General features: G+C 61.2%; 17 protein-coding genes and 1 tRNA gene. 10 read left to right on the top strand and 8 right to left on the bottom strand.

The window, feature by feature from the left end; all coding sequences use genetic code 11:
• Window positions 1–9 precede the first annotated feature (9 nt).
• From ACMGFL_RS05655 to ACMGFL_RS05645, 3 genes are all read right to left on the bottom strand, one after another.
• Window positions 10–741, bottom strand: a complete 732-nt coding sequence (locus tag ACMGFL_RS05655) for a protein-L-isoaspartate O-methyltransferase family protein (protein WP_436934562.1) — start codon at window positions 739–741, stop codon at window positions 10–12.
• 67 nt (window positions 742–808) lie between these two features.
• Window positions 809–1,432: a protein-L-isoaspartate(D-aspartate) O-methyltransferase gene (locus ACMGFL_RS05650; protein ID WP_436934561.1), complete on the bottom strand. Its 624-nt coding sequence runs from the start codon at window positions 1,430–1,432 to the stop codon at window positions 809–811.
• Between the two features lies 1 nt (window position 1,433).
• Window positions 1,434–2,081, bottom strand: a complete 648-nt coding sequence (locus tag ACMGFL_RS05645; RefSeq protein WP_436934560.1) for an HVO_0476 family zinc finger protein — start codon at window positions 2,079–2,081, stop codon at window positions 1,434–1,436.
• Window positions 2,082–2,172: 91 nt separating this feature from the next.
• On the opposite strand from ACMGFL_RS05645, the gene ACMGFL_RS05640 reads away from it, so the two are divergent.
• Window positions 2,173–2,571, top strand: coding sequence for an Hsp20/alpha crystallin family protein (locus ACMGFL_RS05640; protein WP_436934559.1), 399 nt, complete (start codon window positions 2,173–2,175; stop codon window positions 2,569–2,571).
• Window positions 2,572–2,599: 28 nt separating this feature from the next.
• On the opposite strand, the gene ACMGFL_RS05635 is transcribed toward ACMGFL_RS05640, so the two are convergent.
• Both ACMGFL_RS05635 and ACMGFL_RS05630 read right to left on the bottom strand, forming a co-directional pair.
• Window positions 2,600–3,472, bottom strand: coding sequence for an ATP-grasp domain-containing protein (locus ACMGFL_RS05635; protein WP_436934558.1), 873 nt, complete (start codon window positions 3,470–3,472; stop codon window positions 2,600–2,602).
• Between the two features lie 42 nt (window positions 3,473–3,514).
• Window positions 3,515–4,045: a 50S ribosomal protein L16 gene (locus ACMGFL_RS05630; protein WP_436934557.1), complete on the bottom strand. Its 531-nt coding sequence runs from the start codon at window positions 4,043–4,045 to the stop codon at window positions 3,515–3,517.
• A gap of 177 nt (window positions 4,046–4,222) precedes the next feature.
• Here ACMGFL_RS05630 and ACMGFL_RS05625 point away from each other — a divergent pair, with 177 nt between their 5' ends.
• Complete coding sequence (locus ACMGFL_RS05625; protein ID WP_436934556.1) at window positions 4,223–5,233, top strand: glutathione S-transferase family protein; 1,011 nt, start codon at window positions 4,223–4,225, stop codon at window positions 5,231–5,233.
• A 47-nt stretch (window positions 5,234–5,280) separates the two neighbouring features.
• Window positions 5,281–6,018 (top strand): DUF429 domain-containing protein, encoded by a 738-nt coding sequence (locus tag ACMGFL_RS05620; protein ID WP_436934555.1) that lies wholly within the window; start codon window positions 5,281–5,283, stop codon window positions 6,016–6,018.
• Between the two features lie 19 nt (window positions 6,019–6,037).
• Here the strand turns inward: ACMGFL_RS05620 and ACMGFL_RS05615 are convergent, their stop codons facing one another.
• Entirely contained in the window at window positions 6,038–6,232 is a 195-nt protein-coding gene (locus tag ACMGFL_RS05615; RefSeq protein WP_436934554.1) for a cold-shock protein, read from the bottom strand.
• A 35-nt stretch (window positions 6,233–6,267) separates the two neighbouring features.
• Here ACMGFL_RS05615 and ACMGFL_RS05610 point away from each other — a divergent pair, with 35 nt between their 5' ends.
• Complete coding sequence (locus tag ACMGFL_RS05610) at window positions 6,268–6,597, top strand: hypothetical protein (RefSeq protein ID WP_436934553.1); 330 nt, start codon at window positions 6,268–6,270, stop codon at window positions 6,595–6,597.
• Between the two features lie 40 nt (window positions 6,598–6,637).
• Here ACMGFL_RS05610 and ACMGFL_RS05605 read toward each other — a convergent pair whose 3' ends face one another.
• Window positions 6,638–8,194, bottom strand: coding sequence for an archaellin/type IV pilin N-terminal domain-containing protein (locus tag ACMGFL_RS05605; protein WP_436934552.1), 1,557 nt, complete (start codon window positions 8,192–8,194; stop codon window positions 6,638–6,640).
• Between the two features lie 119 nt (window positions 8,195–8,313).
• Here ACMGFL_RS05605 and ACMGFL_RS05600 point away from each other — a divergent pair, with 119 nt between their 5' ends.
• Window positions 8,314–8,688 (top strand): methylglyoxal synthase, encoded by a 375-nt coding sequence (locus ACMGFL_RS05600; protein WP_436934551.1) that lies wholly within the window; start codon window positions 8,314–8,316, stop codon window positions 8,686–8,688.
• Window positions 8,689–8,731: 43 nt separating this feature from the next.
• Window positions 8,732–9,748 carry a phytoene/squalene synthase family protein gene (locus ACMGFL_RS05595; protein WP_436934550.1) on the top strand — a complete coding sequence of 339 codons (1,017 nt, stop codon included), beginning with the start codon at window positions 8,732–8,734 and terminating at the stop codon, window positions 9,746–9,748.
• 229 nt (window positions 9,749–9,977) lie between these two features.
• On the opposite strand, the gene ACMGFL_RS05590 is transcribed toward ACMGFL_RS05595, so the two are convergent.
• A tRNA-Asp gene (locus ACMGFL_RS05590) sits at window positions 9,978–10,050 on the bottom strand.
• Window positions 10,051–10,273: 223 nt separating this feature from the next.
• Between ACMGFL_RS05590 and ACMGFL_RS05585 the strand changes: the two genes are divergently transcribed.
• From ACMGFL_RS05585 to ACMGFL_RS05570, 4 genes are read left to right on the top strand one after another with little or no spacing between them, the layout of a single operon-like run.
• Window positions 10,274–10,501 (top strand): DNA-directed RNA polymerase subunit H, encoded by a 228-nt coding sequence (locus ACMGFL_RS05585; RefSeq protein WP_436934549.1) that lies wholly within the window; start codon window positions 10,274–10,276, stop codon window positions 10,499–10,501.
• Window positions 10,501–12,063 (top strand): DNA-directed RNA polymerase subunit B'', encoded by a 1,563-nt coding sequence (locus tag ACMGFL_RS05580; RefSeq protein WP_436934548.1) that lies wholly within the window; start codon window positions 10,501–10,503, stop codon window positions 12,061–12,063. Before ACMGFL_RS05585 ends, ACMGFL_RS05580 begins: the two co-directional genes overlap by 1 nt.
• A gap of 1 nt (window position 12,064) precedes the next feature.
• Window positions 12,065–13,891 carry a DNA-directed RNA polymerase subunit B gene (gene rpoB, locus ACMGFL_RS05575; protein WP_436934547.1) on the top strand — a complete coding sequence of 609 codons (1,827 nt, stop codon included), beginning with the start codon at window positions 12,065–12,067 and terminating at the stop codon, window positions 13,889–13,891.
• Complete coding sequence (locus ACMGFL_RS05570; protein ID WP_436934546.1) at window positions 13,891–16,797, top strand: DNA-directed RNA polymerase subunit A'; 2,907 nt, start codon at window positions 13,891–13,893, stop codon at window positions 16,795–16,797. Before rpoB ends, ACMGFL_RS05570 begins: the two co-directional genes overlap by 1 nt.

Below are 16,797 nucleotides of genomic sequence, written 5' to 3'. Positions count from 1 at the left end.
GTGAGGTCGTCAGTCCCAGTCGATCCAGTCGAGTTCCCAGCCCTTGCGGCGCTGTGCGGCTCGCTCGGCGAACTCCCGGTCCTCACGGCGAGTTCGGTTTCGCTCGACGGTGTCGGCCTGCTCGCCTTCGACGAGCATCGGCGCGAAGGCACAGCCGCCGTGTTTCTCGACGGTCCCATCGGGGCTGACGGCGGCGAGTGATTGTGTCGGGCCGCCGAGGGGCATCACGAGTCGGCCATCCGGCGCGAGCTGGTCGAGGAGTCGCTGGGGTGGGCTGATGGCGGCGGCTTCGAGCAGGATGCGGTCGTAGGGTGCGTATTCGGGAAAGCCCGTGACACCGTCTCGACAGTCGACCAGGACTTCACCGTAGCCCGCTGTCGCGAGGTTGTCGCGCGCCTCGTAGACGAGTCGGCGAGTGATATCGACGGCCTGCACGTTGCGCGCGCCGACGCGCTCTGCGAGAACGGCGACGGTGTATCCGACGCCAGCACCGACCACGAGTACCTCGTCGCCGTCGCGTGCGTCGAGTGCTTCGAGGAGTCGACCGACCGTACTCGGTGCGAGGACGCGCGTCCCGAGATGCTCGAATGGGCGGTCGGCGTAGGCGGCCCGCTCGTCGTCAAGGAAGGCGTGGCGCGGGACTTCCCGCATCGCGGCCGACAGCGCCTCACTGTGGACACAGCCTTTGCTCTCGTGTTCGAGGCTGTCGACCATATCCGCTCGCAAGACCGCCGGATCCATGTTACAGAGTTGGGGTCGACGGTAATGAATGATACGTTCAGTCGCTGACTACAATCGCCACGGTGTGCTATCGTAGTGGCACGAATCTGACGCCGCCGTGTTTCTCCCGGTCGAGCGAGCCGTCGGATCGCTTTTTCCCCCGGACGAGCGTCTGTCGATGGCTTCCGATGGGCCCGAGCACGACACCGCCCGTTCGAACCTGGTCGGCGACGGCCGATGGGAACTCACTCGCCGCACAGGTGAGATACACGCGGTCGAATGGTGCGTGTTCGGGCCATCCCTCGCGACCGTCGCCAGTACGAACCGAGATTCCCCCGTACCCCATCTGTTCGAGAGTCTCGCGCGCCTGGTCTGCGAGTTCCGGTTCGTACTCCACACTGTAGACGTGCTCCGGGCCGACGATCTCGGCAGTGACAGCCGCGTGATAGCCACATCCGGTTCCAATCTCGAGGACACGCATTCCGGGCTGTAATTCGAGTAGATCCGTCATTATCGCGACCATGTGCGGCGCGCTTATCGTCTGCCCGTTGCCGATCGGGAGCGGCCTGTCCTCGTAGGCGCTGTCCTGTCGCGGTTCGTCGACGAACTCGTGGCGCGGAACCGCTCGCAACGCTGCGGCCGTCTCTGGACTCAGATTCTCCCGGGTCTGGAGTTGCGAGACTAGCGCCTCACGTTCGTCCTCGCAGTTCATGTTACCAGGCCGACCACGCCGTAGTCGACTCGTCTCGCACGTAGAGTCGCTTGATGTCCTTCGCGACGGCGGTGTCTCCGGTGTAATCGAGTTTGTCGTACTCGTAGCCCGTCGCATCGTCGCGAAGATAGATCCCCTCGACGGTGAAGTTCTCCCCACTGAGTTCGTCCTCCTCGTCGACGACGAACTCGTAATCGCCGGGAACCTGGAGCGTAAACGAGTACGTCTCGTCGTGCGCGCCGGATTTGGGATGTGCGGTGACGTTGACGCTGACGTTGCCGACTGCACGCGTCCAGATCGTCTTCACGTCGTCGGTCGGGGCCTCATCCGTCCGTCCCTCGGCCAGTTCGAGACTGGTGATCCGGACAGTCATGATCGCCTCGTCGGTTTCGACCAGAAATTCCTCGCCAACAGAGAGTTGCTCCTCGGCGGGCGCTTCGACTGACGTCGAGAACGATTCCTCACCCTGTGAGACGACGACCTTTCGCTCGACCGTACTCGGTTCCGGAAGTTCCGTCTTACGCACGTGCCCACACTCCGTACACCGTACCGTCGCCTGCCCGCCGGGGCTGAGTATCTCGTGAACCAGTTCCACGTCCGGCGAACAGGCCGGACACGGGAGTGCAATTCGCTCTGTGCGTTCGCTCATACGTCGTGTAGACGATTCGTATATAAAAGCCGTGGGTGTTGGTGGTCTGATACTGCGAAGGTTTTTGGGTCGTTCGCCACTACCAGTGTGTATGAGAGACGACGACCGCGACGACCCGTTCGACGAGTTCTTCGAGGAGATAGAGCGGATGATGAACGATATGATGGGCCACGATACGGAGTTTCACGTCGAACACAACACGAGTGAGCGACGTGGGACGGGTGGGCAGAGCGTCCACACCGACATCCACGAGACAGAGGACGAACTGCGGGTGGTCGCGGATATCCCGGGCGTCGAGAAATCGGACATCGACCTGCAGTGTGACGGCACGACACTCAGCCTGCAGGCGACAGCCGAGGATCGTGAGTATCAGGAGCGCATCACGCTACCCAGCCCAGTCGACGAGCACTCGGCGAGTGCGACCTACAACAACGGCGTTCTCGAAGTCACTTTCGACCGAACCGACGAGTCGACGAGCATCGACATCTGATCAGCGGGAACACGTTTTCGGGAACCCCTTAACACTGCGCGCGGATCAGCGCAGCCACGTCGTCCCAGAATCCGGGTTCGTACTTCGTCGCCGAGTCGATTGTCGGCCGGGCGTTGGTCTCGTTGATAACCGCCCGGTCATCAGTCACGAGCAGATCCACACCCAGCCACGGGATGTCGAGCGTCTGTGCGGCGCGCTCTGCGAGGTCACGTAACTCTTCGTTCAAATCAACGCCCTCCGCCTCGGCGCCCAAGTGGACGTTGTGTTTCCACTGTCCCGCTTCGAGCGCCTCGCCGGGAAGTCGTCGCTCGACGGCACCGACGAAGGTCCCCTCGATGAGCATCACGCGATAGTCGCGGGCGTCTGGGAGATACTCCTGAACCAGAAACGACTGGTCGCCCGTCGCGCGGTAGTCGTGAACAAGGTCGAGATAGTCACAGATTCCGAGAAACGAGTCCAGGTCGTGAGCCTTCGCGACGCCGACACCACGCGTCGTCGCGTTGGGCTTGACCACCACTGGCGGGTCGAATCGCTCGAATGCGGCCCTGAGTTCCGCGTCGTCGGCCGGGTCCGAAACGACGACCGTCTCGGGGACTGGCAACCCTGCACGCGAGAGACGAGCGAGTGTCTCGCCCTTGTGCCGGGAGCGAAGTACCGCCTCGCGGCCGTTCACCCACGGGATGTCGAGCACTCCATCCACGACGCCTCCTTCGGCAATCCGTGGCGGGAAGACAAAGCCCACGTCGAAGCGCTCACCAGCGTCGAACGCGCCCGCCCCCTCGGAGAGATCGATCGTTCGTTCGGAGGGGTCGACGTGGTCGACCGCAATCGCTCGCTCGTCGAGGGGGGCCTGCATCCGCTCGTACGTTTCGGCGTCGGTCGTGACTGCGAGACGGAGCATCTGCTGGCCAGTTAGCCTGCAGCGACAAAACGATATCGACCGTCAGGCGATAAGCTGGTCCTGTCCGCGCTCGACCTTGATGCGGCAGGGCGGCGTGATCTTGTTGTACGCGCGGCGGTAGGCCTCCTTGACGGCCTCGGCCTGGTCGACGTCACAGTAGGCGGTAAAGAGTCGCTCGCCCTCCTGAATCCGGGCCGCAGTGCCGACGATTTTGCCGAACGCCTGTCGCATTCCGTCAGAGACACGGTCTGCGCCCGCGCCGGTCGCCTGTTTGTTCTCCCGAAGCACCTGGTGGGGGAACTTCCGGAGGATCATCTTGTAGTTGTTCTCGCCGAGTTCCTTGATCAGGTGTCGGTTCGCCGAGAGCCGGGCGGCTTCGAGCGACCCGTGGCGGATCTGCAGGCTCTCCTCGACGACGAGTGAGATCTGCACTGGGTAGTCCTCGGGGTCTGCGTCCTTCGCGCCCATCTTGTGCTGTGCGATCTTCGAGCCGGGAATGCCTGTGATGTACTCCCGTCGCGTGTACGCGGGCTTGTCGATATCCCGGTACATCGAGGCTGGTTTCTCGGACATGGTGGTTCTTGCAGAAACGTTGCCGACAGCGCGAATAAACCCTTCGGACTGGAGGCGTCAGCGGGCTGATTCGAGCGGCACGCTCCACGTGACCAGCAGCGCGCGATACGACGCACAACACCCGGTTACACGCGTGTCACTGCTGTCTTTTTGAGGCTTGCACTCCTACTGGTAGCTATGAATATGCTCGTCGACGGCGAGTGGCGAACAGATGCCTTCGAGTCAACGAACGAGGAGGGCGCGTTCGAGCGCCAGGAGACGACGTTCCGAGACGAGATACGCGACGACCCCGACGCGACCTATCCGGCCGAAGCGGACCGCTATCACCTGTACGTCTCGTATGCCTGCCCGTGGGCACACCGGACGCTGCTCGTTCGCAAACTCAAAGGGCTGGAGGACGCAATCACGGTCAACTACGTCGACCCGTTCCGTGACGAGGGTGGCTGGCAGTTCACCCCCGAGAAGGACGGCTGTACGCGCGACACCGTCAACGGGAGCGACTATCTGCGTGAAGTGTACCAGACAGCCGACCCGGACGCGACCTGTCGGGTCACCGTGCCGGTTCTCTACGACAAAGAGACAGACACCATCGTCAACAACGAATCGAAGGAGATTCTCCGAATGCTCGATACGGAGATGGGCGACGTTGCAACGCGAGACGTCGACCTATATCCCGAGGGATATCAGGAGGAGGTCGACCGCATCATCGAGGAGATATACGAACCGGTCAACAACGGCGTCTACCGCGCTGGGTTCGCGAAGTCTCAGTCGGCCTACGACGAGGCCGTCACGGAGCTATTCGACGCGCTCGACCACTGGGACGAGGTCCTCGCCGACCAGCGCTATCTCGCCGGGGACCGCCTGACGGAGGCGGACATCTGCATGTTCACGACGCTGGTCCGATTCGACCAGGTGTATCACACCCACTTCATGTGCAACAAACAGCAAATTCAGCAGTACGACACACTCTGGCCGTATCTTCGCGACCTGTATCAGACTCCCGGCGTCGCGGAGACAGTGCGGATGGACCACATCAAGGAGCATTATTACACGACCCATCCCGAGGTCACCCCAACGCGCATCATCGCTGCCGGGCCGGATCTCGACTTCACCGCCGAGCACAACCGAGACGAACTGCCGGGTGGACCGCCAGCGGCACTGTCCGATGCCCCTGAACCTGCCCAGTAGTCGAGAGACGGCGCGAGTTTTTTAGGTGCGAAGTGGGAGAGTCAGGTATGAGCAGATTCGTCGGGGTCGACTGGAGTTCGGGGTCGTGGCTCGCGGTCGCGTTCGATACTGATGGGTTCGACCACGCCGCCGTCTTCGAGGAAGTCGGCGAACTATGGTATCGCTACGAGGAACTCGCAGACCGGATTCTCATCGACGTGCCGATCGGTCTCATCGAGGAGGGGTCAGGTGGACGAACGTGCGACGAACTCGCACGGGAGGTACTCGGTCCGCGGAGCGCGTCGGTGTTCACGCCGCCCGTGCGCGAGGCGACGCGCAAGCGCCGCTATCCGGCGGCAAAGCGCGTCAACGAGCGCAAAGCCGACAGGGGGATCTCGAAGCAGGCGTTTGCGATCAGCGACTCTATCGCGGCAGTCGACGACCTGCTCCGGAACGTCCCCGAGGCTCGCGAGACGTTCGTCGAGAGCCATCCGGAAGTCTGCTTTCGAGCGTTTGCGGGCGAGCCACTCCAGTACTCCAAAAAGACCGCCGCTGGCTACGCCGAGCGGATGCGGACACTCGCAGGCTACGAAGCCGACGCGCCGCCGGTGGTCCAGTCGGTTGCCGAATCGACTGGCGGCGAGGAGATTGCTGTCGACGACGTACTCGACGCTGTCGTCCTTGCCTACACCGCGCGGCCAGGCTCCGGACGGTTGCAGTCGCTTCCGCCGGAGCCGCCGCTCGATGCGAAGGGGCTCCCGATGCAGATCGTCTACCGCAGTGACGACGCGCTCGGGGCTCAGTAGCTACGAAAACGAGTCGACCTTACAGTCGGGTAACGTTCGTCGCTCGCGGGCCTTTCGGCGCGTCTTCAATTTCGAATTCGACGTCCTGACCTTCTTCCAGATCTGGGCCGCCAATGTCCTCCATGTGGAAGAACACGTCTTCGTCCGCTTCCTCTGTGTCGATGAAACCGTAACCGCCTGTGTCGTTGAAGAAATCAACCGTACCTTCTGCCATTGCCTTTGAACGCAGTAGGCGACCACTCATAACCTTTGCGAAGGCGCCCAGAGCAGAACGAACGTTCAGTATCAGGTAAACAGACACATCAGGGGACAGCGACGCTCGCTGTCGATGCACCGCCGCCGGGCGAGCAGCGTACCATCACGCTCTCGGAACACCGATATCTGTTGCTCCTCCCTGAGTCACTGATCGGCGACCTGCACGACGTTCACCCATTCGTGGCGCTTGGGGTACTCAACGGGATCATCGCAGGCATCATTCTCACACTTGCAGCGGGGCTTGGCGGACTCAACAGGCGCAGAAGAAGCTCCCGCAGACGGGCGCTGTCGCTCTGGATTCGACTCCGTCGGCTGTTTGGGTGAGACAGTCAGACGATAGCGTGTGAGAACCGAATAGGAGTTGTCAGTCCCCGGCGTTGTTCTGTACCGGTTCGTCAAGCTGTTCGAATGGTAAGCCGCCCGCCTCCAGCGCAGACCGGATATCGTCTGACTCTATCCTGATGTTCGGATTGGTTGCATCAACAGCCGAGGTGAGTTGGATAGTTACCGTCTTTCCGCTCACGCTGTGCCCAGTGTTACGGATTCTGTTTGTTCCTTTCAAATTTTTGATTGTGAATGCGCTGCGTACTTGCCCTTGCGTAATGCCGGTCAACTCCGTGTCAAAAGTGATCGTAATCACATCGTTGTCCTGTGCAGGTACTGTTGCAGACGTGAAATTAGCATACAAGTTCTCAAATCCGTCATACTGGTCGACCCCTCTCTCGTTACCCTGTATATTCACGTTCGACTTATATGTGATCTGACTGCTACTCAGGTCAGTATACAGATCCCCCTGGATAATTGTCTCTTCCAGTGTAAGTCTGTTTGTCGGCTCAGTGTTGTATATCACGATATCACCATCAAGTTTCATGTATTTTATCTGAGCGTCCAGAGTTCCGTCCCCTGGCTCCAGTACAATATCGCCCGAAATATTGTATTCTCTGCCAGTACCAGGCCCTGGCGGGTTGAGATCCAGACTGGTAGAGCCAGCCTCTGAGAAGTCAATATCTCCGTCGATACTGACATTCCCATCCTGAAGCGTCAGATCCCCCGTTGCACCCTTCGATGCGCTGACGTCGCCGTTGATTGCTGTTGTGTCGTTCAGGAATATCTGGCTCCCTGGATTACCAGGCTCGGATTCGATCCGAAGGTCGCCTTCGACACGAGACGAGCCGTTAAATTTGATGTCCGGTTCCTCGCTACTGCCGTCAGTTCCAACAACATCGGAGAGAACTGTCGCGTCTTCACCTGTGATTTCTGCGGTCGCAGTGACATCTCCGTGAACGACCGAACCCGGAGCGAGGTTGACGTACTTATTCTCGTTATCAACGCTTTTTGCATATCCAATAAGTTCCGCGTTTTTTTCGACGTCGATATATCCCTCCGTCATAATATCGCAATTGACAATTTTGCCCTGAGGAACTGTGACATTAAATGTCCACGGCATCGGGCCGGGTGACGGATGACCGTTGTCCTTAGCAAGCTGATCGCAGTCCCACATCGCTACCGACCCTCCAGGGGTGACGTTAAATGTGTGCAACACTGCGTCGACGCGATCCTCGCTCCGGTAGACGATCCGAACCTGGTCTTCGACAGGAGTAACCGTAATTGATTCTCCCGCGCTAAATTGCTTACCGTTAAGCTGGCGTGGATTCTTCACGCCCTGGATTTCCACCTTCGAGCCGTCGAGTTTCTCACCCCCGATCATCTTGAGTTCGTACTCGACGACATCCGGGTTGTTGTACAGCTGGACCATTTTCACCTGATCCATGTTCATCTGCGTGTTCGGTGCCGGTTTGTCGTCCTGACCGTCTCCCGCGTCGAAGATGAACGCCATCGACACAGCGCCGAGCGCGGCAACGACCGCGACAAACAGGACTACGCCGACGACTGGTGATATCCCCCGATTTCCCCCGTCCATACGTTTTCGTGATGTTCTACACGGATATAAAGCTGCCTGACTCTTCACCCGGGGAAAACACACAATCTGAGTTGTAGTGGGACACCACAATTCAAGCACCCACGAGCGCTCGGTTACGTATGCGCATCGCGCTCATCGCCCACGACAGCGAGAAATCGGAGATGATCGACTTCGCCTCGGAGTACGAGACGAGGCTGGCCGAACACGATCTGATCGCAACCGGAACCACCGGCGGCCTGCTGAACGAGCAGACGAACCTCGAGGCCACACCGATGGCGTCGGGACCGGAAGGCGGCGACCTGATGATCGGTGCTGAAGTCGCGACCGACGACTGCCACGCCGTCGTGTTCTTCCGTGACCCGATGACTGCACAGCCACACGAACCCGACGTGTCCGCGCTCCTGCGGATCTGTGACGTGAAAGACGTCCCGCTCGCGACCAATCGAAGCAGCGGCGAAGCGCTTTTGAACGGGCTGACAGCTGAACAAGCCTGACGACATCCAACCATTTTTGTTTCGTTCGGCCCTAGTGATGCGAATGGACGGTTCTGGAGAGATTGAGTGGTCTCAGGCGGTGCTGGAGGACGTATCCCGGACATTCGCGCTCAGCATTTCACTGTTGGACTCCCCGATGCAAGCCGAGATCCGAACCGGCTATCTGCTCTGCCGGGTCGCGGACACGATCGAGGACGCCCGACATATCCCTCCAGGAGAAAAGGTTGCCTTGCTCAACACCTACCGGGCAGTCCTCACACAGGATGACCCGACAACGCCCGCCGACTTTCGCGCGGATGTCGAGCAGTGGGTTCCCAACGAGCGGAGTGGGGAGTGGAAACTCGTCACGGAGACGCCACGGCTCATCGATCGATATCAGGCACTCCCCGACCGGACGAAGGCCCAGCTTCGCCCGCCAATACAGGCGATGCTCCACGGGATGGCAGCATTTATCGCCCGCTACGAACAGAGCGAGGGGCTTCGTATCCAGACTATCGAAGAGTTGGAAACGTACTGCTGGTACGTTGCCGGAACGGTCGGCGAACTCGTCACCGAAATCGCACTGCGGGACACGGACACAAGCGACGTGCTTGCTGAATCGGCCCCGTCGTTCGGACTCCTGTTACAGTTGGTCAACATCACCCGAGATATCGCGACAGACTATCGCGAGGAGAACAACGTGTACGTCCCCGAGCGAGTACTATCAGCACATGGACTCTCTCACACAGATATTGCTGACGACACACAGTCTGCGGCGTTCCGGCCGGTTGTCGACCGACTCGTCGAAGAAGCAGAGAGCCACATCGCGGACACGCGCCTGTGGCTCGATTCGATGCCCGAGACGCGTGGAAACACGCTGGCTGCATGGGCAGTCCCATTTTTGCTCGCTGTCGCAACGCTTCGCGAATTGCGAACCGCACCAGCGACGGTTCTCACGGCTGAGACAGTGAAAGTCGACCGCGAGGAAGTGTTTGCAATCGTCGACGCAGTCACACCGCCAGACCCCGAATCGATAGAACAATTGCAGCAGGAAATCCACGCAAAGCCCTATCACCGGTGACTCACATGAGAGGGTGCGAAATCCGAATTGTTCCCAGCAGCGCCCGAGGCGGGACTGAGCGAATCTATCGGATTCGCGAAGGTCGGAAGGCGAAACAGCGTCTTCCGGGATTTGAACCACACCGACTTCACTCGCTCCGCTCGTCGGCTAGTTCAAATCCCGCAGTAGTTACACACTGATTCCGAGTATTGTGCGGAGACATAACTCCGCGCAGTTGGAATCAGAGAAGCGCCCGAGGCGGGATTTGAACCCGCGTCACGACCGTGACAGGGTCGTATGATGGGCCACTACACCACCCGGGCACGCATCACACCGTACCCCCGTACTGGTATTAAGACTTTCCAATCGAACTGCCCACGCAAGGTATTTTATCCCACACCACGAACACCCATCCACCGACCGACTTCTCCCGCCGACGGCTGGCGGGGTCCGATAGCGTCGTCCGCCGCATTTGATAAGGATTATATGCCCGCCGCAACTATGCGTCGGTAGTATCTCGAACAGCTTCTCAGCCGGCACACACACATGGTAGATGTAAGCCAACACGAACTCGTACCCGACCACACCGTCCTCGACGATGCGGATCTCGAGGGCGTACTCGAGGAGTACAACATCAAGAAAACAGACCTGCCCAAGATCAAGCGACTCGACCCGGCACTGCCCGACGAAGCCGAGGTCGGTGACGTCGTGAAGATCGAACGGGACTCACGCACCACAGACCGCGCAGTGGTGTACCGACTGGTGGTGGAATAATGGATATCGAGGACAAACGCAACATTTCACGGGAGTACTTTTCGCGCGAACGGCTCGCAGAACACCATTTCCGCTCGTTCAACGCCTTCCTCGAACGGGGGATGCAGGAAGTCGTCGACGAGAAGGAGACCATCGACACCGACATCGGTGACAAGGAGGGCGAAGAGCCAGTCTTCGTCGAACTCGGTGACATTCGCGTCGTCACGCCCCGTGTCCGCGAGGCAGACGGCAGCGAGGAACTCCTCTACCCGCAGGAGGCGCGCCTGCGAAACATCACCTACTCCGCGCCCGTATTCATGGAGATGGCCGTCATCAAGGGCGGCGAAGAAGAGGAAGAGCGCGTCGTCGACCAGACCGAGACCAAGATCGGACGGATGCCGATCATGGTCGGCTCACAGAAGTGCAACATCGCTGAGTTCACTGACAACGAACTCATCGACATCGGCGAGGACCCCGCAGACCCAGGCGGGTACTTCATCGTCAACGGCTCCGAGCGGGTGCTGATGACCAGCGAGGACCTGGCCCCGAACAAGATTCTCGCCGAAACCGACACCGAGTACGGCGACACCATCGAGGTGGCGAAGACGTTCTCGCAGCGCCGTGGCTATCGGGCGCTTGTGCTCGTCGAGCGCGGCCGCGATGGTCTGCTCGAAGTCTCGTTCCCCTCCGTCTCGGGCAGCGTCGACTTCGTGACGCTCGTACGCGCACTTGGACTGGAATCCGACGAAGAGATCGTCCACCGCGTGAGCGACGACCCCGAGATCGTGAAGTTCATGCTCGAGAACCTGGAGACTGCGGAGGTCCAGACGACCGAGGAAGCCATCGAGGCACTCGGCAAACGGGTCGCCTCCGGCCAGGGGAAAAACTACCAGCTCAAGCGCGCAAACTACGTCATCGACCGGTATCTCCTCCCGCACCTCCACGAGGAGGGCGTCGACGAAGAGGACGTGCGGATCAACAAGGCCTACTATCTCTGCCGGATGGCCGAGGCGTGTTTCGAGCTCGCACTCGACCGCCGAGAGGCAGACGACAAGGACCACTACGCCAACAAGCGCCTGAAAGTCTCGGGCGACCTGATGCGAGACCTGTTCCGGACGGCGCTGAACAAGCTCGCACGTGACGTGAAGTATCAGCTCGAACGAGCCAACATGCGAAACCGGCAGCTGTCGGTTTCGACGGTCGTTCGCTCTGATGTGCTGACCGAACGGCTCGAACACCCGATCGCGACCGGAAACTGGGTCGGCGGACGTTCCGGCGTCTCACAGCTCGTCGACCGAACCGACTACATGGGTGTCCTGAGTCACCTGCGCCGACTCCGCTCGCCGCTGTCGCGCTCACAACCACACTTCGAGGCGCGGGATCTGCACGCGACCCAGTGGGGTCGTATCTGCCCCTCGGAGACGCCGGAAGGGCCGAACTGTGGGCTCGTGAAGAACTTCGCGCAGGCGATGGAGCTGTCACAGAACGTCGAGGACGAACAGGGACTGAAACACGAACTCGCACAGATGGGAGTAGAGGGCATCCCCGGCATCGAGAGTGTCGAACAGCCCGCAGACGACTAACATGAGTCAGGGACGCGACGCAAAAGTATACGTCAACGGCAGTCTGGTTGGGACCCATCCCAGCCCCGAACAGCTCGCAGACCAGATCCGACAGGCACGACGCCGCGGCGAGATAAGCGAGATGGTCAACGTCTCGGTCGACGAGCGTACTCGCGAAGTGATCGTCAACGCCGACGCCGGGCGCGCACGCCGCCCGCTGCTGGTCGTCGAAAACGGCGAACCGCTCATCTCCGACGAGGAAGTCGAAGCGCTGTCGGCTGGCGAACTCGGCTTTCAGGACCTGGTCGAGCGCGGCCACGTCGAGTTCATCGACGCCGAGGAGGAAGGCGACATCTACGTCGCCGTCGAGGAGGAGGAACTCACGGACGAGCACACCCATCTCGAAATCGACCCACAGCTCATCTTCGGTATCGGTGCGGGGATGATCCCATACCCAGAGCACAACGCGAGTCCCCGAATTACGATGGGGTCGGGGATGATCAAGCAGTCGCTCGGACTCCCCTCCGCGAACTACCGGATCCGGCCGGACACGCGACAGCACCTCCTGCACTACCCGCAGCTGTCGATGGTCAAGACCCAGACCACCGAACAGATCGGCTACGACGACCGACCCGCCGCGCAGAATTTCGTGGTCGCGGTCATGTCCTACGAGGGGTTCAACATCGAGGACGCACTAGTGATGAATCAGGGGTCGGTCGACCGCGCGCTCGCACGGTCGCACTTTTTCCGGACCTACGAGGGCGAGGAACGCCGCTATCCGGGCGGCCAGGAGGACCACTTCGAGATCCCCGATGAGGAAGTTCGGGGTGCCCGCGGTGAGGAGGCCTACACGCACCTCGACGAGGACGGCCTCGTCAATCCCGAAACTGATGTCGGTGAGAACGCCGTCTTGCTCGGGAAGACATCGCCGCCGCGATTCCTCGAAGAGCCGGACGACATGGGCGGGCTCTCCCCGCAGAAGCGCCGCGAGACGAGCGTGACGATGCGCTCGGGCGAATCCGGCGTCGTCGACACCGTGACGCTGATGGAAGGCGAAGACGGCTCGAAGCTCTCGAAGGTGTCCGTTCGTGACGAACGGATCCCGGAACTGGGCGACAAGTTCGCCTCCCGGCACGGACAGAAGGGGGTCGTCGGGCACATCGCCCCACAGGAAGACATGCCCTTCACCGAGGAGGGTGTCGTCCCCGACCTAATTTTGAATCCGCACGCGCTCCCCTCGCGGATGACGGTCGGTCACATTCTGGAGATGATCGGCGGCAAGGTCGGCTCACTCGAAGGTCGGCGCGTCGACGGGACCCCCTTCACCGGCGAGGACGAGGAGGAACTCCGTGGCTCGCTCGAAGGGCACGGGTTCAAATCCAGCGGCAAGGAGACGATGTACTCGGGCATCACCGGCGAGAAGATCGACGCCGAGATCTTCGTCGGCACCATCTTCTACCAGAAGCTGTACCACATGGTGTCGAACAAGATTCACGCTCGCTCGCGCGGCCCCGTGCAGGTACTGACCCGTCAGCCGACGGAGGGGCGCGCCCGCGAGGGTGGCCTCCGTATCGGCGAGATGGAGCGGGACGTGTTCATCGGGCACGGCGCGGCGATGACGCTGAAAGAGCGACTGCTCGACGAGTCTGACCGCGAGTGGATCAACGTCTGCGGGCAGTGTGGCATGTCGGCCGTCGAGAACGTCGAGCAACGCCGCGTGTACTGTCCGAACTGCGACGAGGAGACGGACGTTCACGAGGTGGAGATGTCGTACGCGTTCAAACTCCTGCTCGACGAGATGAAAGCGCTCGGAATCGCCCCCCGGATCGAACTGGAGGACGCAGTCTAATGAGCCAGCACGCACCCAAAGAGATCGGTCAACTCAGCTTCGGGCTGATGAACCCCGAGGAGTATCGCGAGATGAGCGCCACGAAGATCATCACCGCAGACACCTACGACGACGATGGCTTCCCCATCGACATGGGGCTGATGGACCCGCGACTCGGCGTCATCGACCCCGGACTCGAATGCAAGACCTGCGGGAAGCACTCGGGGTCGTGTAACGGTCACTTCGGCCACATCGAACTCGCCGCCCCCGTCATTCACGTCGGGTTCAACAAGCTCATCCGACGGCTGCTGCGCGGCACCTGTCGGGAGTGTTCGCAGCTCTGTCTGACTGAAGACGAGAAGGAGGAGTTCCGCGACCGACTCACCCGGACGCGGGACCTCGGTCGGGACCCGAACGACGTGACGAAAGCGGCCATCCGACAGGCCCGGAAGAAGGACCGCTGTCCCCACTGTGGAGAACAGCAGTACGACATCCAGCACGAGAAGCCGACGACCTACTACGAGGTCCAGCAGGTTCTCGCGGCCGAGTATCCGAGCCTCATCGCAGCGGCGATGGAGCCGGACGAGGACGCAGAGCGAGTGACGCCGACAGAACTGGCCGAGGAGACCGGTATCGACGCCGGTCGGATTCAGGAGATCCTCTCGGGCGATTTCCGCCCGCGCGAGGAGGATCGAGCGGCCATCGAGTCGGCGCTCGACGTCGACCTCACTGAGGAAGACATGAACAAGCTGATGCCCTCGGACATCCGGGACTGGTTCGAGGCCATCCCCGACGAGGACATCGAGGTGCTCGGGATCAACGCCGAGCGCTCACGGCCCGAGTGGATGATCCTGACCGTGCTTCCCGTGCCGCCGGTGACTGCGCGGCCGTCGATCACACTCGATAACGGCCAGCGCTCCGAGGACGACCTGACGCACAAGCTGGTCGACATCATCCGCATCAACCAGCGGTTCATGGAGAACCGCGAGGCGGGCGCGCCACAGCTCATCATCGAGGACCTGTGGGAACTGTTGCAGTACCACGTCACGACGTTCATGGACAACGAGATTTCGGGCACGCCGCCAGCGCGACACCGCTCCGGACGGCCGCTGAAGACGCTCTCCCAGCGCCTGAAGGGCAAGGAGGGTCGATTCCGTGGCTCGCTGTCGGGCAAGCGGGTGAACTTCTCCGCGCGGACCGTCATCTCGCCCGACCCGACGCTGTCGCTGAACGAGGTGGGTGTCCCCGAGCGAATCGCGACGGAGATGACCCAGACGATGAACGTCAACGAGCGCAACCTCTCGGAGGCCCGTCGCTACGTCAGCAACGGCCCCGAGGGCCATCCCGGCGCGAACTACGTCACGCGCGCTGACGGCCGCCGACTGAAGGTCACGGAGAAAAACTGCGAGGAACTCGCAGAGAAAGTCGAACCGGGCTGGGAAGTCTCGCGGCATCTCATCGACGGCGACATCGTCATCTTCAACCGACAGCCGTCGCTGCACCGGATGTCCATCATGGCCCACGAAGTGGTCGTGATGCCGTACAAGACGTTCCGACTCAACACCACGGTCTGTCCGCCGTACAACGCGGACTTCGACGGCGACGAGATGAACATGCACGCCCTCCAGAACGAGGAGGCACGCGCCGAGGCCCGCGTGCTGATGCGCGTGCAAGAGCAGATGCTCTCGCCGCGCTTCGGTGAGAACATCCTCGGTGCGATTCAGGACCACGTGACCGGCACCTACCTGCTGACGAATACGAACCCAACGTTCAACGAGACACAGGCACTCGACCTGCTGCGGACGACCCGGATCGACGAACTGCCGGATCCGGACGGGACCGAAGACGGCGAGGACTACTGGACTGGCCGGACGCTGTTCTCGGAACTGTTACCGGACGACCTGAATCTCGAATTTACCTCCTCTGCAGGCGACGACGTGGTCATCGAGGACGGCCAACTCCTCGAGGGAACGGTCGACGAGGACGCAGTCGGAGCCTTCGGCGGCGAAATCGTCGACGAGATTGCGAAGGAGGACTCCCGGACGCGCGGTCGGATCTTCATCAACGAGGTGTCTTCGCTCGCGATTCGGACGATGATGCACTTCGGGTTCTCGATCGGGATCGACGACGAGTCGATCCCACCCGCTGCGGCCGAACAGGTCGACGAGGCAATCGAGAACGCAAACGAGCGCGTCGAGGAACTCATCCAGACCTATGAGCGGGGCGAACTCGAATCGCTCCCCGGCCGAACGGTCGACGAGACGCTCGAGATGAAGATCATGCAGACGCTCGGGCAGGCGCGTGACTCGGCGGGTGACATCGCCGAGGACCACTTCTCGGACGACAACCCCGCGGTCATCATGGCCGAGTCCGGCGCGCGTGGGTCGATGCTCAACCTCACGCAGATGGCTGGCTGTGTCGGCCAGCAGGCGGTGCGTGGCGAGCGGATCAACCGCGGCTACGAGAACCGGACGCTGAGCCACTATCAGGAGGACGACCTCTCCTCTGACGCCCACGGCTTCGTCAAGCACTCCTACCGCGAGGGACTCGAGCCCAAGGAGTTTTTCTTCCACGCGATGGGTGGCCGCGAGGGACTCGTGGACACGGCGGTCCGAACCTCCAAGTCCGGCTATCTCCAGCGCCGACTCATCAACGCGCTCTCCGAACTCGAAACCCAGTACGACGGAACCGTCCGGGACACCTCCGACACCGTCGTCCAGTTCGAGTTCGGCGAGGACGGCACCTCGCCCGTCGAGGTTTCGAGTGGCGCAGAGGGGCCAGCCGTCGACGTCGAGGAGATCACAGAGAGCGTGCTCGACAGCGAGTTCGACGAGACAGACAAAGAGCGATTCCTGGGAGAGCGGTCCGAGCCGACCAACCTCTCGGAGCATGCAGACGAGTGGTGGCTCGCACAGAGTGGTGACTGA

The organism is Halovenus marina (assembly GCF_051414115.1).
Classification (GTDB): domain Archaea; phylum Halobacteriota; class Halobacteria; order Halobacteriales; family Haloarculaceae; genus Halovenus; species Halovenus marina.
This window is presented reverse-complemented; position numbering and strand designations above follow the sequence as displayed.

What these genes read in the sequence shown, in the direction of transcription:
- ACMGFL_RS05655 (WP_436934562.1), bottom strand. Translation starts at nt 741, where the DNA reads ATGGATCCGGCGGTCTTGCGAGCGGATATGGTCGACAGCCTCGAACAC.
- ACMGFL_RS05625 (WP_436934556.1), top strand. Translation starts at nt 4,223, where the DNA reads ATGAATATGCTCGTCGACGGCGAGTGGCGAACAGATGCCTTCGAGTCA.
- ACMGFL_RS05600 (WP_436934551.1), top strand. Translation starts at nt 8,314, where the DNA reads ATGCGCATCGCGCTCATCGCCCACGACAGCGAGAAATCGGAGATGATC.
- ACMGFL_RS05595 (WP_436934550.1), top strand. Translation starts at nt 8,732, where the DNA reads ATGGACGGTTCTGGAGAGATTGAGTGGTCTCAGGCGGTGCTGGAGGAC.
- rpoB (WP_436934547.1), top strand. Translation starts at nt 12,065, where the DNA reads ATGAGTCAGGGACGCGACGCAAAAGTATACGTCAACGGCAGTCTGGTT.
- ACMGFL_RS05645 (WP_436934560.1), bottom strand. Translation starts at nt 2,081, where the DNA reads ATGAGCGAACGCACAGAGCGAATTGCACTCCCGTGTCCGGCCTGTTCG.
- ACMGFL_RS05620 (WP_436934555.1), top strand. Translation starts at nt 5,281, where the DNA reads ATGAGCAGATTCGTCGGGGTCGACTGGAGTTCGGGGTCGTGGCTCGCG.
- ACMGFL_RS05580 (WP_436934548.1), top strand. Translation starts at nt 10,501, where the DNA reads ATGGATATCGAGGACAAACGCAACATTTCACGGGAGTACTTTTCGCGC.
- ACMGFL_RS05615 (WP_436934554.1), bottom strand. Translation starts at nt 6,232, where the DNA reads ATGGCAGAAGGTACGGTTGATTTCTTCAACGACACAGGCGGTTACGGT.
- ACMGFL_RS05630 (WP_436934557.1), bottom strand. Translation starts at nt 4,045, where the DNA reads ATGTCCGAGAAACCAGCCTCGATGTACCGGGATATCGACAAGCCCGCG.
- ACMGFL_RS05640 (WP_436934559.1), top strand. Translation starts at nt 2,173, where the DNA reads ATGAGAGACGACGACCGCGACGACCCGTTCGACGAGTTCTTCGAGGAG.
- ACMGFL_RS05585 (WP_436934549.1), top strand. Translation starts at nt 10,274, where the DNA reads ATGGTAGATGTAAGCCAACACGAACTCGTACCCGACCACACCGTCCTC.
- ACMGFL_RS05650 (WP_436934561.1), bottom strand. Translation starts at nt 1,432, where the DNA reads ATGAACTGCGAGGACGAACGTGAGGCGCTAGTCTCGCAACTCCAGACC.
- ACMGFL_RS05635 (WP_436934558.1), bottom strand. Translation starts at nt 3,472, where the DNA reads ATGCTCCGTCTCGCAGTCACGACCGACGCCGAAACGTACGAGCGGATG.
- ACMGFL_RS05570 (WP_436934546.1), top strand. Translation starts at nt 13,891, where the DNA reads ATGAGCCAGCACGCACCCAAAGAGATCGGTCAACTCAGCTTCGGGCTG.
- ACMGFL_RS05605 (WP_436934552.1), bottom strand. Translation starts at nt 8,194, where the DNA reads ATGGACGGGGGAAATCGGGGGATATCACCAGTCGTCGGCGTAGTCCTG.